Annotated in this window: 12 protein-coding genes; 7 read left to right on the top strand and 5 right to left on the bottom strand. The window is 62.7% G+C overall.

The features are described from left to right. Window positions 1-24: 24 nt before the first annotated feature. Window positions 25-771 carry a PIG-L deacetylase family protein gene (locus ACERK3_04505; protein ID MFA9477552.1) on the bottom strand — a complete coding sequence of 249 codons (747 nt, stop codon included), beginning with the start codon at window positions 769-771 and terminating at the stop codon, window positions 25-27. An 815-nt stretch (window positions 772-1,586) separates the two neighbouring features. Here ACERK3_04505 and ACERK3_04500 point away from each other — a divergent pair. From ACERK3_04500 to ACERK3_04485, 4 genes are all read left to right on the top strand, one after another. After that, the gene (locus ACERK3_04500) at window positions 1,587-2,942 is read left to right on the top strand and encodes a malonyl-CoA decarboxylase domain-containing protein (protein MFA9477551.1); all 1,356 of its coding nucleotides are present in this window, start codon (window positions 1,587-1,589) and stop codon (window positions 2,940-2,942) included. Window positions 2,943-3,000: 58 nt separating this feature from the next. Continuing rightward, a complete protein-coding gene (locus tag ACERK3_04495) occupies window positions 3,001-4,548 on the top strand; it encodes an acyl-CoA synthetase (GenBank protein ID MFA9477550.1) in 1,548 nt (515 codons plus the stop codon). Next, window positions 4,532-4,753: a hypothetical protein gene (locus ACERK3_04490; GenBank protein MFA9477549.1), complete on the top strand. Its 222-nt coding sequence runs from the start codon at window positions 4,532-4,534 to the stop codon at window positions 4,751-4,753. Before ACERK3_04495 ends, ACERK3_04490 begins: the two co-directional genes overlap by 17 nt. A gap of 62 nt (window positions 4,754-4,815) precedes the next feature. Continuing rightward, complete coding sequence (locus ACERK3_04485; GenBank protein MFA9477548.1) at window positions 4,816-6,255, top strand: neutral/alkaline non-lysosomal ceramidase N-terminal domain-containing protein; 1,440 nt, start codon at window positions 4,816-4,818, stop codon at window positions 6,253-6,255. A 148-nt stretch (window positions 6,256-6,403) separates the two neighbouring features. Here ACERK3_04485 and ACERK3_04480 read toward each other — a convergent pair whose 3' ends face one another. Beyond that, window positions 6,404-7,162 (bottom strand): metallophosphoesterase, encoded by a 759-nt coding sequence (locus ACERK3_04480; GenBank protein MFA9477547.1) that lies wholly within the window; start codon window positions 7,160-7,162, stop codon window positions 6,404-6,406. Between the two features lie 96 nt (window positions 7,163-7,258). Here ACERK3_04480 and ACERK3_04475 point away from each other — a divergent pair, with 96 nt between their 5' ends. Then, window positions 7,259-8,329: a glycosyltransferase family 9 protein gene (locus tag ACERK3_04475; protein MFA9477546.1), complete on the top strand. Its 1,071-nt coding sequence runs from the start codon at window positions 7,259-7,261 to the stop codon at window positions 8,327-8,329. Window positions 8,330-8,362: 33 nt separating this feature from the next. Here ACERK3_04475 and ACERK3_04470 read toward each other — a convergent pair whose 3' ends face one another. Further along, window positions 8,363-9,487, bottom strand: coding sequence for a dipeptidase (locus ACERK3_04470; GenBank protein MFA9477545.1), 1,125 nt, complete (start codon window positions 9,485-9,487; stop codon window positions 8,363-8,365). 41 nt (window positions 9,488-9,528) lie between these two features. Continuing rightward, window positions 9,529-11,109 (bottom strand): glycerol-3-phosphate dehydrogenase/oxidase, encoded by a 1,581-nt coding sequence (locus ACERK3_04465; GenBank protein ID MFA9477544.1) that lies wholly within the window; start codon window positions 11,107-11,109, stop codon window positions 9,529-9,531. A gap of 675 nt (window positions 11,110-11,784) precedes the next feature. On the opposite strand from ACERK3_04465, the gene ACERK3_04460 reads away from it, so the two are divergent. Beyond that, window positions 11,785-12,453 (top strand): hypothetical protein, encoded by a 669-nt coding sequence (locus tag ACERK3_04460; GenBank protein MFA9477543.1) that lies wholly within the window; start codon window positions 11,785-11,787, stop codon window positions 12,451-12,453. 130 nt (window positions 12,454-12,583) lie between these two features. On the opposite strand, the gene ACERK3_04455 is transcribed toward ACERK3_04460, so the two are convergent. Beyond that, window positions 12,584-13,036 carry a hypothetical protein gene (locus ACERK3_04455; GenBank protein ID MFA9477542.1) on the bottom strand — a complete coding sequence of 151 codons (453 nt, stop codon included), beginning with the start codon at window positions 13,034-13,036 and terminating at the stop codon, window positions 12,584-12,586. Between the two features lie 280 nt (window positions 13,037-13,316). Here ACERK3_04455 and ACERK3_04450 point away from each other — a divergent pair, with 280 nt between their 5' ends. Beyond that, entirely contained in the window at window positions 13,317-14,939 is a 1,623-nt protein-coding gene (locus ACERK3_04450; GenBank protein MFA9477541.1) for a MiaB/RimO family radical SAM methylthiotransferase, read from the top strand. The last annotated feature ends 7 nt before the right edge of the window (window positions 14,940-14,946 follow it).

Raw genomic sequence — 14,946 nt, 5'->3', positions numbered from 1 at the left:
AATCCCTTTCAGTTGCGGTTCAAGTCAGACAAGTAAGCTTTCCAGCAGGTCATCATGTGGGAAGGCGTGGCCGAGGTGCTGGCGAAACGCTTCACCGGCGGCAAAGCCACGCTCGCGGCCACGCGCGGCGGCGTGGCGTTTCATCGCCTCGATGTATTCGTCCATGCCGTGATGCGATCGAAGCCATTCACGCTGACTCGCATGGCAGGCGAGCATCTCGGCCTTGCGATCCAGCACCGCCGAGATATCGACCACCGTTGTCGGGGTAACGGGCTCGCCGGTATACGGGTCCAGTCCCTCGATCGGGTCCACATAATACAAGTGCGGCACGTGCGCGTCCTCCGGCAATGGCAGGCTCGACGCGTTGGGAACCGCAAAGCTGAAGGCCGCGCTGCGCGCCAGTAGGTGGACCTGCTCGTGGTCGAGCATGTAGTCGTGTCGCGGATGTGTGAACACGAGCGTGGGGTTGACCTTGCGGAACAGGTCGATCACCTTGGTGTTGGCTTCGTGGTTGAAGATGACGTTAACGTCACGTTCCCCGAGGCAGTGATAGGTTCCGCCGATCAACTCCGCCGCCTTCGCCCCCTCTTGACGGCGGATGGCGGCGATCTCGTCGGCTGGCAGCGTCGCACTGCCGCAGTCACCAGCGGTGGCGGTGGCGATGTGCACCGCCCAGCCGAGCTCGCGAAGGCGGATGAGCGTGCCGGCGCAGAGGATCTCCGCGTCGTCCGGGTGGGCAAGAAACGCAAGGGCGGTCTTTCGCTCAGCCAATGTTTCACTCCTGCTTTGGGGGGTCGCGTCCGCGCAGCCGACGATTGCTCTCCCTCGCACGTCAGCTGTACTAAAAGGCTCGGCTATCGTATCCGCCAGCCCATATTGAGCAACCGCACCGCTTTAGAAACACGGGTAGTCCGGGCAGATCAACGCGACAGATGCATTTCCGTGCCCGACGGGCTACGCTAAGCCGTATCGACACGAGGGGGAACCCAAACTCACGAAGGCGATGACTGCCTTGCAACGCAGTGCATTGACCTCGGATCAACTCAGCGCCACCTCGACACACCGACGACCACGGCCAGCACGACTGGGCCAACACCACCGACGGGCTCGTTCCCTATGCAAGCGCACATTTTCCGCAAGGCGAATCGGAGTTGGTGATCCCACTGTCGGATCATTCGGTACCGCTGCATCCCGCAGCGATCAAGGAGGTCCTCCGCATCTTACGAGACCATCGGCCATGCCTCTCGCAACCGGCAACTCGCAGCGTACCAGCCCCGCCCCACTGACGATGCCCGCCAGTGGGCCGCCTCTCTGCGCCGCGAGTTCACACGGACCCGGGAGGTGACGTCCCATTGACCACAATGCTCTGTCCTGTAAAATTTGACATCAGCATTATGGCATGGACCTTTCACCACGGGGGTGCCTTAAATCATTCTAATGGCTCGCTCGTCACCCGCGTTTGCCGACGATCGGCGTAGACTTGGTTCGATGGCAAGGGTGCTATAGTTGCTGACCCGAAATACCTGGCCTTGCACGCACGCAAGAACCCATGGTGTGTTACTGAACGGCACCCAAGGAAATTCAACATGCCAGGCCTTACCGACGAGTTCATGCCGTTGCTCGCCGAGGCGATGGAGCACTTGCACGATCCGTCGATCCGTCCCTATCTGCAAACGCTTCAGCAGCGATATGACCGATGGGATGCCACCGAGAAGATCGAGTTTTTTACCTACCTCGCCCGTAACCTGGAAAGTCCGCTGGCGACGGACCCGGACGCCATTGCTGCCGTGCCCGGCGGATTTGATCTGGACTGCAAAGAAGACATCGATCGCCTGCTGGCCCTGCGGGAGCAGTGGGAGCCTCCGCGACTACACCTGCTACGGCAGTTCGTCAATCTGCCCGGTGGGATCAAGTTTCTGGTGGACATGCGGGCGGAACTGCGCGAGTTGATGCGCGTGCATCGGCAGGCGGCGTGTCTGCGCCTGGTGGAGGCAGACCTGCTGCATCTGTTTCGCTCATGGTTCAACTTCGGCTTTCTTCAGCTCGTACCGATCCGGTGGGAGACCACTTCGGCGGCGCAGTTGGAGAAGCTGATGGCCTACGAAGTCGTCCATCCAATGAGCGAGTGGGAAACGCTGCGACAACGGCTGGATCGCGATCGCCTCTGCTATGCGCTGTATCACCCGAACATGCCGGACGAGCCGTTGATCTTTCTGGAAATCGCCCTGACACAGACGATCGGCAGTTCGATCGATCGGCTGTTTCAGCAACGCCGCGTGCGTACATTGCACGAACCGAGCGTGGCTTTGTTCTACTCGATCAACGCGACGCAGAAAGGGCTCAGCGGTATCAGCCTGGGCAACTCGCTGATCAAGATGGCAGTCGAACAATTGCGGCAGGACTACCCGAGCCTGCGTCGATTTTCAACACTCAGCCCGATGCCCGGCTTTCGCAAATACCTCCACTCGGTGTTGCAGGACGCACCGGAGGGTCGCAAGCGCGCCCTGTACGGGCAGTCGCTGGACGCGTTTTTTGATCCTGAGGACCTGGACGTCATTCGCCGGGCCGTTCCGGGAGTGGACGCACTGCCTGCACAATTGAACGAACTGCTCGCCGGCGAGCGATGGCGGGAGCCGGAGCTATGCTACCCCCTGAAAGGTGGACTGCTGCGATTGGCGCATTTTTACGTGGTGCATGAAAAGCGTCGCGGCGCCCCGCTGGACCCGGTGGCCCACTTTCACTTTCGCAACGGCGCGATGCTTTACAACTTGAACTACCTTAGTGACACCAGCGCCAAAGGGATTAGCGAATCGTTCGGCATGACCGCCAACTACCTCTACGCCTTGGACAAGATTGATGACCACCAGCGTCGCTTTCACCAGGGGCAGTGCGTCGTCACGCCGCAACTGGACAAGATGCTGCAACTGGGCATCTCAGCCTGAGCACGCCAACGGCACGTGTCACGTTTTTTCAAACATCTACTCGCGGAGCAGCAGAACCATGAGTCCATCGACCATTTCCTTGATCACCCGAGCCCAGGAGCACGGCCAACGTCGAGCACTGGTGACATCCGACGGTGCGTTTACGTATGAGCAACTGCTTCAGGGGGCAACCGCGACGGCGCACACGTTGTTGGCTGGCGATAACGATCTGGCTGAGCGACGGATCGCGTTTCTCGTACCGCCGGGGCTGGACTATGTGCGCGTGCAGTGGGGCATCTGGCTGGCAGGCGGGTTGGCGGTGCCGCTGTGCCTGGTGCATCCGGAGCCAGAGCTTGCCTACGTGATCGACGATGCGCAAGTCGACACAATCGTGGTGCATCCGGACTTCGTCGATCGTGTGAAAGGCATCGCTTCGGAGCGTGAGCTTCGACTGCTGAGCACTACCGAATTGGATTCGTCGACCACGCAAAGCGCCTTGCCCGACATCGACCCTGCACGGCGGGCCATGATGCTCTACACCAGCGGCTCGACGGGTCGGCCCAAGGGTGTGGTGACGACGCACCACAACATCGAAGCGCAGATCACCTCGCTCGTCGAAGCGTGGGAATGGTCGGCCGACGACTGCATTCTGCACACTCTGCCGTTGCATCACATCCACGGTGTGATCAACGTGCTTGGCTGCTCCCTCTGGGCCGGGGCGACCTGTCACATGCTGCCGAAGTTTGATGCCAAGCAGGTGTGGGATTACCTGGCCGGTGGTGAGTTGACGCTCTACATGGCCGTGCCGACGATCTATGCCAAGCTCATCTCGGCTTACGACGACGCGTCGCCCGAGCAGCAGGCGAAATGGAGCGACGGCGCCGCGAACCTGCGGTTGATGGTCTCCGGGTCGGCCGCGCTGCCGGTGAGTGTGCTGGAGAAATGGCGCGGCCTGACCGGCCACACGCTGCTCGAACGCTACGGCATGACCGAGATCGGCATGGGCATCTCCAACCCACTCAAGGGCGAACGCCGACCCGGTCACATCGGCCAACCGCTGCCCCACGTCGAAGCGCGTCTGGCGGACGAGCAAGGCGGCGTCATCGCCCAGCCCACTGCCGAAACGTCGGGCGAAATCCAGATCAAGGGAGCGGTCGTGTTCCGCGAGTACTGGAACCGCCCGGATGCTACTGCCGAGGCCTTTACCGACGATGGCTGGTTCAAGACCGGCGACGTGGCTGTGCTCGACGACGGCTACTACCGCATCCTCGGCCGATCGAGCGTCGACATCATCAAAACCGGCGGCTACAAGGTCTCCGCGCTGGAGATCGAAGAGGTGTTGCGCACCCATCCTGCGATCCGCGACTGTGCCGTGGTGGGTGTACCGGATGACGAATGGGGCGAGCGCGTCTGCCTCGCGGCGGCGTTGACGCCGGGGCAGTCGCTGGACCTGGCCGGCCTGCGAAGCTGGGGCAAGCAACACCTGGCAGCGTACAAAGTGCCGCAATCGCTGAAGGTGCTCGACGACCTGCCACGCAACGCGATGGGCAAGGTCACCAAGCCGCAGGTGCGCGAGCTGTTTCAAGCCGTGTTGGAGGCAACGGCCGGTCGTGGCGAGCCGCAATGAACCTGCCACAATCATTCGACGGAAGTATGAAAACCAGCGCCAGCTCGGCCGGGCGTTGCTGCCCCGGCGACAACTCGCCCGCGAGAATGCGGGTACGCAGCGCCGCGGCGACACGACGATAAGAAGCATTGGGTTGCTCGGCGATCACGTCTGTCATAACTGCTTTATGCCAGAGCCGGGCAACACGCCGAGCAATAATTTATAATGACAATTTCGTGGCCGCGTTGTCGGATCGGCCGTGGGAAATCCTGTTAAATACTGGCAAACATGCCTGGCTTGGTTAAAGATCGTTTCCGCCCCCTTGGGTGTTCGACGATCTGCCATGATCAATCCGCTGGCCCGCTTGTGGAGTTCAATCCTATGCCAAACCTCTTTTCCGCCGGTGCCAGCACAATTGATTGGACACCAAAGCGGTCTGTCTATCTTGCAGGCTATCCCCATGTGCAGCGTGATAGCACTGGCACGCACGACCCGCTGTTGGCCTCGGCGATGTGCCTCAGCGATGGGGAGCAAACCACAGCCCTCGCAGCGGTGGACGTGCTGTTCATCACGCACGCCATGGCCGGCCGAATCCGTGCCAGGCTGGAGGCAGAGCTGGGTTTGCCGCCGACCCATGTGCTGATCGCCGCAACCCATACGCACTCGGGCCCGAAGACCACGCGGTACATCACCGACAATGGCGACCCGACGATCCCCGCCGTGGACGAGCAGATAGTCCAACAGTGCGAGGACGCTGTGGTCAAGGCGGTGCGGGAAGCGCACGCTTCAATGGTCGAAGCGGAGGCCGCAATGGTGGTTGCCGACGCGACGGGCATTGGCGGCAACCGCCGCGATCCCGACGGGCCCACCGATCCGGAAGCTCCCCTGCTGGTGCTTCGGCGAGCAAGTGACCAGCAGCCGATCGCCGCGATGACCGTCTACGGCATGCACCCCACCGTGCTGCACGAAGACTCGACGCTGTTCAGCGGCGATTTCCCCGCCTATACCCGGCAATACCTCCAACAGCATTGGCTGGGCGAAGACACGCCCGTGCTCTACTTCACCGGCGTGGCGGGCAACCAGAGCCCCCGCCACGTCACGCAAGCCAACACCTTTGCAGAAGCCCAACGCCTGGGTGAGATGCTGGGCGAACGGCTGCTGCAGGCGGCGAAAGACCTTGAGTGGCGGGCGGAATTACCCGTCTCATGCCAATCAAGTCAACTTCAACTGCCTGCCAGACGCCTGCCGGAGCTGGACGAAGCCGAGCGTCGGCTCACCGCGTCAGCCGAGCGTTTCGAGTCGCTTCGTCAGCAGGGCGCTCCTCGGCCGAAGGTCCGCACCGCCGAGGTGGATTGGTTCGGTGCGCAGCGCACCTTGAACCTGACCCGCGCGGCAGCCGAGGGCGGCATGCAGGCCGCGATCGACATGCGAAGCCCAACTGAGATTCAACTTATCACCGTCGGGCCTTGGACTTTCATCGCCTGGCCAGGCGAGGTCTTCGTTGAGTTCGGACTCAAGGTGAAGGCTCGGCACGCGAATGTGCAGTTGATCACCTATGCGAACGGTGAAAACGGCGGCTATCTGGTCACCCGCGAAGCGGTCGATGAAGGCGGATATGAGGCGACCAGCGCCCTGTTCCAAAGCCCCGACGGCGGCGACGCGCTGGTGGCCGCCACGCTGGAGCAGTTGGAATCGATCTCGTCGAAGCAGGCAAAGCAGTCAACTTGACTGTCACGCTCGCCGCTTTGCGCATGATCGCCGCACCCTGATCACGTCGGGTTCAGATGCTTTCGTCTTCCATCCATGGCGTGCCGGAGTTCGTGCCCACATGCGTGCATTCGGTCGGTTCGCCCGGGAACCACAGCAGCAGGTCGGGTCACCGGCCATCGAGTAGCCGTTGGCCCAGGAAGTCGCTCAGTTCGACGATCGCGGTGACCTTCTCCACCACCTTCGGCACGTCATACTCAACGCGGACGAACTCAGCCCGGTCGTCGTGCACGATGCAGTAAGATGCGCGCGGGTCGCGGTCGCGAGGCTGGCCCACCGAGCCGGGGTTCAGGATGAACTTCTCATCATCCACAAACCGGTACGCCCCGCCGAGGTCCTCCGGCGGGTAGAAGTCCGGCTCATCTGTAAACACACCCGCTACGTGCGTATGCCCGCAGAAACACCGCCGATCAATGCGGTCGAAGATCTGCTGCATTTTTGTCGGCGCCGTCACCACGTCATCCGGAAAGATGTACTCGTTGATCGGCCGACGCGGCGACGCGTGCACCCATAGCGCATCGAGATGTCGCTTGCGAATCACCAGGCTGCCCAGATACTCCCACCGCTTCCGTCGCTTTTGCGCATCAGGCTCAAGCTCGAACTGCCGACGCGTCCAGAACGCCGCCTGCTCCGCGCTCGCATTAAAACTCGTGGGCTCAAACAGCACAGCGAAGTCGTGGTTGCCCATCAGCGCAAACTTGCAGTGCTCGATCACCATGTCGAGGCTTTCGACCGGGTTCGGCCCGTAGCCAACGATGTCGCCCAGGCAATAGACGTCTTCGATACCGCGCTTGCGGATGTCGTCGAGCACAACGCGGAAGGCGTCGGCGTTGGCGTGGATGTCGCTAACAAGGGCAAAGCTGCTCATGAGGAAACGGCCCGGCGGCGGTATAGGGTCAAACGCGAGCAGCGGGTTCTCGGACCCGCCCCACGCGAACGTCGAAGCCGACTATATTAGCCGGGAATGACCGACGATGCGAAGCCAAACCAATCCGCAGACCCCGGCCGTGTGTTAATCGTTCGGCCGTCGGCGCTGGGCGACGTCGCACGCTCCGTGCCCGCGCTCGTCTCCCTCCGCCAGCGCCTGCCCCACGCCCATATCGACTGGCTGATCAACGCCGGCTATGCCGACGTCGTGCAGCACCACCCCATGCTCGACGGCGTCATCCTCTTCGACCGCGACGCCCTCCACCTCGCCGGCCTCCGCCCCTCCGCCACCCGTGCCGCCCTCGGGCTGCGCAAGCAGCTTCGCCACGCCGACTACGACGTCGTCTATGACATCCAGGGCCTGTTCCGTTCCGGCCTGCTCACATGGCTCACCCGCGCCCCCCGACGCGTCGGCTATGCCAACGCCCGCGAGTGGGGCTTCCTCGGCTACACGGTCCGGCACGACATCAGCGACCGCATCCACGCCGTCGATCGCATGCTCGGCCTGCTCAAAGCCGACGGCCTGGCCACCACCGACGACATGCGACTCTACCTCGGCGAAGCCGACCGCCAATGGCTCGACAGTTATCTCGCTGACCACAGCCTCGCGCCGCGACGCTACGCCTGCATCGCCCCCACCGCACGCTGGCTGAGCAAGTGCTGGCCGATCGACCGCTATGCCGACATCGCCCGCCGACTGCTGGACACCGGCGTCGCGGGCGAACACCTCATCGTTCTCGCAGCGCCATCCGAACGCGACCAGGTGCAACCACTGCTCGACGCGCTGCCGCCTGCGATGCGCGAGCGCGTGCTGTTGCCCACCACACGCGTCGGCCAACTCATGGCCCTGCTCAGCGAGACAAGCCTGCTCGTCTGCAACGACTCGGCAGCGCTGCACATCGCCGTCGGCTTCGACCGTCCGACCGTCGCCATCTTCGGCCCGACTGACCCGGCGCTCGTAGGCCCCTACCGCCGCGACGATGACGTCGTCCGTCCCGCGGTCAACGTCGGCGTTCATGACTACCGCGACGCCAACGACCAGACACTGGTTGCGAAAGTATCCGTCGACGAAGTGTGGTCGCGGATCAAGTGCCGTTCTCAAAATTAGCCGCGAAGCTCAGCGGATCGCGATCGCCTGCCATTACGCCGTGGGCGCGCCCATCGCATCGTGCAGAAACCGTCGCCAGTTGCCGTGATAGAAGTCTGCGATGTCGTCGTCAGTCATGCCGCGCTCGCGCATCATCGGGCCGAGCTTGTGCAGGTCATCGTAGTTGTCCAGGTCAGCGGGCGTCGATTCAACGCCGAAGCCGCCGTCGAGGTCCGTCCCCAGCGCGACATGTTTCGCCGAGCCGGCGAGTTGGCAGATGTGGTCAACGTGCTCGATGACATGCTGCAACCGCACCTGCGCACGAGGCGGATCGCCGTCGTCCCAACGGATCATCCCTTTGTACATCGCCAGCCCGATCACGCCGCCGCGCTCAACGATGAGCTTGATCTGCCGATCGCTGAACTGCCTCGGCGTATTCGCAAGCGTACGACAATTCGTATGACTCGCACACACCACCCCGCCATAACAATCCATCGTCTGGTAAAAACTCGCATCGCTGAGGTGTGACAAATCCACCGCCATCGGCAACTCGTCCGCCTGCTTCAGCAGCTCAACGCCCAACGGCGTCAACGGCCCGTCCTTTTCAAAGCTCGACGGATCTCGCGACGGCGTGCCCGCTGCATATCGGCTATGCCCATAATGCGCCAGCCCCAACACGCGCAACCCCTGCTCATGCCACTGCACCAGTTGCTCTGGTGCGACGATCGGGTCCGCCCCTTCCATCAATACCACCAACCCGATCGGCGGCGGCGCGGTCTTGGGGTCTACATCAATCGTCTCCCATTGAGATAGGTGCGCGTCCAACGTCTTGCCATCGGTAATAATGCGCAGTTCGCCCTGCGATTCGAGCTGCCGATAGTACGCAAGCTGCCCATGGGCCATCGCGTAACTCATACTCGGATGCGGATGATCCAGATCAATGCGAGCAATCGGCCGCGACGCGTCCACCCAAGGCTTGCATCGCGAAATCAACGTCCCCATCACCACTGCCACACCCGCCCGCCGCAGCTCCGGCAGGCTAACGCTCGCAATGCCGCGATCGTCCGCCACGCCACGTTTCTCACGCTCGCGCAGTGCCGCAACGTCAAGCAACTGATCGCGCTCGTACAGCAGCGCGTTCATCGCCAGATCAAGATGACCATCAATCATTAAAGGCATGGCGCACAAGTGTAGCGGCATCGCCTGCCAGCATCATCATCTCACGCCAACGGCAACACATACTGCCGCGCCAGATCCGTATACGCCAACACCTCCCGCTCGGCCCACGCGTCATCATGCCCCAACTCCGCCGCGAGCACCTTCGCCACCTTCGGCGCCGCCGCCACGCTCGCCCGCGCATCGAGCAGCAGCGCCCGCGTTCGTCGGGCGAGTACGTCCTCCACCGTACGGGCCATCTCGTTCCGCGCCGCCCACACCGCTTCGCCCACGCGATAGGGCAGGTTCGCGTGCATCCGTTCGCCATACGCCGGGTCGCTGTCAATCAGCTCACGCACCGCCGGCGCGTCCGCGCCGTACGCCGACAGTTCATCGAACTCGGCCGCGTTTTCGTGATGCCCATGAATCGCCAGCGTCTGCGTCACGCAAGGCTTCATGTCCAGCCCCGCCAGCGACGCCGCCTGCTCCACCACGTCCTCCGCCATCTTGCGATACGTCGTCCACTTCCCGCCTGCCACCGTCACCAGCCCTGTCTCAGAGATGTGTATCGTGTGGTCGCGCGAGATCACCGAGGTCCGCTTATCGCCCTTCTCTCCCGAGCCACTGGAGACCACCAACGGCCGCAGCCCGGCAAACACGCTCAGCACATCCGCTGGCTCGGGGTCATTCACCAGGTACCGCCCCGCATGCGACAGCAGAAAATCAACCTCCGCCTGCAACGGCCTCGGCTCCAGGGGCGTCTCGTCCACTGCCGTGTCCGTCGTCCCCACCATCACACGGTTCAGCCAGGGAATCGCAAACAACACCCGCCCATCGTCCGTATGGGGGACCATGATCGCCGCGTCGCCCGGCAAGAAAGAGCGGTCCAGCACGATATGCGCCCCCTGGCTCGGCCGAATCATCGCCGGCGCGTCCGCATCATCCATCCGCCGCACCGCATCGGTATAGACCCCCGTCGCGTTGATCACCACCTTGGCTTTGAATTCGTACGCTTGCCCCGTTTCAGCATCCGTCGCCGCGACCCCGGTGATCACACCCGCCTGCTTGACCAGTTTCGTGACGCGCATGTAGTTGAGTACAACCGCCCCCTGCTCCGCCGCCGTCTGCGCCAGGTTCACTGCCAGCCGGGCATCGTCAAATTGGCCGTCGTAGTAGACTACCCCGCCGCGCAGGCCCTGCGTTTCCACCGTCGGGATACGTTCAAGCGTCTGTTCGCGCGACAGCGTCCGCGATCGGCCGAAGCCCATCTTGCCCGCCATCTTGTCATAAACCCACAGCCCCACCCCATAGAACGGCTTGTCCCACCAGACGTAATTCGGCACGACAAACGGCAGGTCGCGCACCAGGTGCGGCGCGTTCTGCCGCATCAGCCCCCGCTCACGCAGCGCTTCGAGCACCAGCGATACGTTGCCCTGCTGTAGATATCGCACGCCGCCGTGGGCCAACTTCGTCGACCGCGAGCTCGTCCCCTTCGCGAAATCGCTCTGCTCCAGCAGCAGCGTCCGGTACCCTCGGCTGGCCGCGTCCACCGCCACACCCAGCCCGGTCGCCCCACCGCCGACGATGATGAAGTCCCAAAGCCCGTCCCCCGCCTGAACCCGCTGCAACATCTCACTTCGCGTCATGCCCGCCACCTTCCAACGCTAACCTCATTTCGCACCATGACCTACGACACCACCGCCCTACAGGGTCGGCCAATCGGCGTGCTGGTCACCACCTGCCGGGTCCTTAGGATAGGTAGATTGTAACGATCGCTCGGCCCTAATCCGTACAATCCCTACAATCGTTACACAAGCGCCGCTGGCGCAAACATTTCGTGATCGGGCCTTCTCCCGATCAGATCTTCTTGACAACCCCCGTACCCGTGGTAGTCTCATACTTAGTAGTGAGGGAGACAGTGAGGGCGAGCGGGGGACGCGAAGTGAGATGGGCCTCTTTGAGAGGGGGAACATTTCTCACCGGCCAGCAACCACGCAAAGCGGACCTTAATAAGTTCCCACCAAAGATTTGCGGCATCTGACCGCGAAGTGGCGTTACTGCCGCTTTTCGGCAGATGTAGTCCAGATCGGCCTGACAACAAAACATCGATGACTGGTGAAAGCTGGCGAAATAATCTCGCCGACCCAGTCGTTGAAAGGGGAACGACAGGGTATGAGCAAATAACTCAGCGACACCTGTATCGGCAGACACAGAACAGAAACTTTAACCAGATTCACAGAATTAAGTATTGGCTCCGATTTTGTGCATCGAACGTCGATGCAGGGCCAAACGAATCACAAAGGTAGGGAGGAACTCTTACTATGCAATTTTCCAAAATGACCAAGTTTATGGGTTCGGCCACGCTTGCCCTGGGTATGACCCTCGGCTTCAGCGCTGCCGACGCGGACGCCGCCACCGTGCTGCGTATGGACATCAACAATGTTGTGGCCGACTGGGACGGCGTCGCTGGCGACTCTTTCGGTTCCAGCGCCTCCGGCATCCTGTCACTGAGCTTCGGCAATCTGACCAACCTCGACTCGATCCAGATCAACAGCGTTGAGCAGGTCGGCCTGACCGGTATTCAGGACTTCGTTGGCTCGATCGTGATCAATAACGGCTACGTCGTCGATGGTGGCTTCACCGTCACGGACCTCAGCAGCAACACCTACTCGGCAGACTTCGTCAACGGTCAGGTGTTCAACATCGGTGGCGATGTCGGCCCGTTCCTGGTTTCGGGCGGCACGAACAACGGTGTCTTCTCTGGCTCGTCGTTCGCTGGCATCGACGTTTCGCAGTGGTTCACCCCGGGTGAAGCCTACAACGGCCTTTACACCGAGTTCCGCTACGATGGCAACTCGATTGACAACTCCACCGAGTTCCACGCTTCGGTCGTCGTGCCCACGCCCGCCGCGGCGCTGGCCGGCCTCCCGATGCTCGGCGTGCTCGGCCTCGGCTACATGATCCGTCGCCGTCGCCTCGCCGCTGCCTGATCGACTCACTACCCTCGGTAGATGCCACCGCAAAGGCATCCACCGAAGTGTCATACCCCTAAAAGAGGACGCCCTAACCGGCGTCCTCTTTTTTGTCTCAAACCATCTCGCCAATCCCGTAGCGCGACACTCACCGCACCGGCCGCAGCCGCCCCATCGGCCCGTCGGCGGACGCCTCCCCTGCCGCCTGTTGACGCAACTGACGCACCCCTGCCGACGCCGTCCGCCGACGTCGCGCCCCCCGCCTGCGTCCCCGCGTCGGCGACCACGGCCGAGCCGGCAAATGCAGCGACCACGCCTGCCATCCCCCTTCCGCTGCCAGCACCCGCCGAAACCGCCTTCGCCGATACCGGTACGCCACATAAGGCTCCGCCCACCACACCGCCAGCAGCACCGCCGTCATCGCCACTACCCCGCTCGCCCAACCCTGCCACGCCACGCCTTCCGCGCCTGGCGTCAGTCCCGCGTGCAGACTCGCCCCCGCCACGCACAGGCCCCACGCCAGCACATACCGTCGGCCAAGCAATTTCCCCAGCCATACCGCCGTCTGCCGACGACGGACCATCACACCATCAACTGCCATCGCTCTCCCCTTGCCTTTCTCGCCGCCAGCCACGCCCATCTCACATACCCGGGAACCGACCGGTTGTAACAACTTCAGGCGTGGCCTCGACTTGTTTCTCCATGCAATCTGTATGCCCCCTACCCCACCTAAGCCCATCGGGGCCAACCCCCAATTCCACCTCCGTGCCAGATGCGTGGCGTGCGACGCCTCATGCCCAGCCCCGAGCCTCCCCCGCATCAACGCTTGTTACACACTTCACCCCGCGCTATGATGGGCCTTTTCTTCCCCAGGCCCCACCATGACCGCCAAGCCCACCGACCATGCCGCCCCTGCCGTCGGCCGAGCCGTCTACCTTGAGACGTTCGGCTGCCAGATGAACGTGCTCGACACGCAGCTCGTCCGCGGACAGCTTCAAAGCCTCGGCTATCGCTTTGTCGACGACTGGAAGCAGGCCGACGTCGTGCTCTACAACACCTGCTCCGTCCGCGAACACGCCGAGCAGAAAGTCTGGTCCCGCGTCGGCGAGGTCGGCCTCTGGAAAAAATCCGACCGCCCCGACCTCGTACTCGGCGTCATCGGATGCATGGCCGAACGCGACGGCAAGGACATGGTCCGCCGACACCCACAGGTCGACCTGCTTTGCGGCCCCGGCGAGCTCGACAAAGTCCCCATGCTCATCGACAACGCCGTCAAAACCGCACTGCCCGATCGCGGCGGCATCAAAGCAGTCGGCGTCGCATTGCAAGGCAACACGCACCGCCGATCCACCACCCTCGCCGCCGCCGAGGAAGACCAACTCGAACGCATTGACCTCTCGCGCAGCTTCGTCGCCGACGATCAATCCAGCGCCGGCCGATCCGCCTACGTTCGCATTACCCGTGGCTGCAACAAATTCTGCACCTACTGCGTCGTCCCCTTCACACGTGGCCGCGAGGTGCATCGCCCCCCCAACCACATCGTCGAAGAATGCCGCAAGCTCGTCGACGCCGGTGTCCGCGAGATCACCCTGCTCGGCCAGACGGTGAACCACTACCACTTCGACTCCGCCGCGGCCGTCACCATCAACGACGTCGTGCAGCCGCAGGTGGGCACGGTCATCGCCCCCAACAAAGGCACGGGCGGCCCCAGCCCGACCTTCAACGACACGACCACCAGCTTCGCTCAACTGCTCGCCCGCATTCACGACGAAGTGCCCGACCTGCAACGCCTCCGCTATGTCACCAACTTCCCTCGCGACTTCGGCAACGACATTCTCGAAGTCATGCGCGACCGCCCGCGCATCTGCCGATACCTGCACATCCCCGTGCAGTCCGGCAGCAATCGCCTGCTCAAGCTAATGAACCGCGGCTACACCGTTGAGGAATACTTCGACCTCGTCGATCGTGTCCGCGACTACCTGCCCGACGCCGAGCTTGCCACCGATATCATCTGCGGTTTCCCCACCGAAACCGAAGAAGACCACCAGGCCACCGCAGAGTTGCTGCGGCGATGTCGGTTCAAAAACAGTTTTATCTTCAAGTACTCACCCCGGCCGGGCACGGTCGCGATGGATCGCTTCGAAGACGACGTGCCCAACGATGTGAAGAAACGTCGCAACAACGAGCTGCTCGCGATTCAAGCCGACGCCAGCACTGCCGTGCACCAGGCGTACCTCGGCAAGACGGTGCGCGTCTTTGTTGAGTCGCTCAGCGCCCGGTCGCGCAAGCAGAGCAATGGCGGCATGGGGGGCGTGGAGCTGGGCTGGGAGAAGCCGGAGCAAGTCACACAACTCGCCGGCCGAACCGATGGCGACCTGATCGTCTGCTTCGACGCTGACCCGTCGCTCATTGGCGAGATCGCGGAAGTCCGCATCGAACGCACATCGCCGCTGACGTTGTTCGGCCGACTCGTTAATAGCCCCGTTGCAACCACCACGACGTGAGCGTCGT

The sequence above is a fragment of the Phycisphaerales bacterium AB-hyl4 genome (assembly GCA_041821185.1).
In the GTDB taxonomy this organism is placed as follows: Bacteria; Planctomycetota; Phycisphaerae; order Phycisphaerales; family Phycisphaeraceae; genus Natronomicrosphaera; species Natronomicrosphaera hydrolytica.
Note: the sequence above shows the minus strand (reverse complement) of the source record. Positions and strands in the feature narration are given on the sequence as shown.

Coding starts and splice junctions, on each gene's coding strand:
- ACERK3_04500 (MFA9477551.1), top strand. CDS start 1,587: ATGCCAGGCCTTACCGACGAGTTCATGCCGTTGCTCGCCGAGGCGATG.
- ACERK3_04485 (MFA9477548.1), top strand. CDS start 4,816: ATGCCTGGCTTGGTTAAAGATCGTTTCCGCCCCCTTGGGTGTTCGACG.
- ACERK3_04480 (MFA9477547.1), bottom strand. CDS start 7,162: ATGAGCAGCTTTGCCCTTGTTAGCGACATCCACGCCAACGCCGACGCC.
- ACERK3_04470 (MFA9477545.1), bottom strand. CDS start 9,487: ATGCCTTTAATGATTGATGGTCATCTTGATCTGGCGATGAACGCGCTG.
- ACERK3_04495 (MFA9477550.1), top strand. CDS start 3,001: ATGAGTCCATCGACCATTTCCTTGATCACCCGAGCCCAGGAGCACGGC.
- ACERK3_04455 (MFA9477542.1), bottom strand. CDS start 13,036: ATGGCAGTTGATGGTGTGATGGTCCGTCGTCGGCAGACGGCGGTATGG.
- ACERK3_04450 (MFA9477541.1), top strand. CDS start 13,317: ATGACCGCCAAGCCCACCGACCATGCCGCCCCTGCCGTCGGCCGAGCC.
- ACERK3_04465 (MFA9477544.1), bottom strand. CDS start 11,109: ATGACGCGAAGTGAGATGTTGCAGCGGGTTCAGGCGGGGGACGGGCTT.
- ACERK3_04475 (MFA9477546.1), top strand. CDS start 7,259: ATGACCGACGATGCGAAGCCAAACCAATCCGCAGACCCCGGCCGTGTG.
- ACERK3_04460 (MFA9477543.1), top strand. CDS start 11,785: ATGCAATTTTCCAAAATGACCAAGTTTATGGGTTCGGCCACGCTTGCC.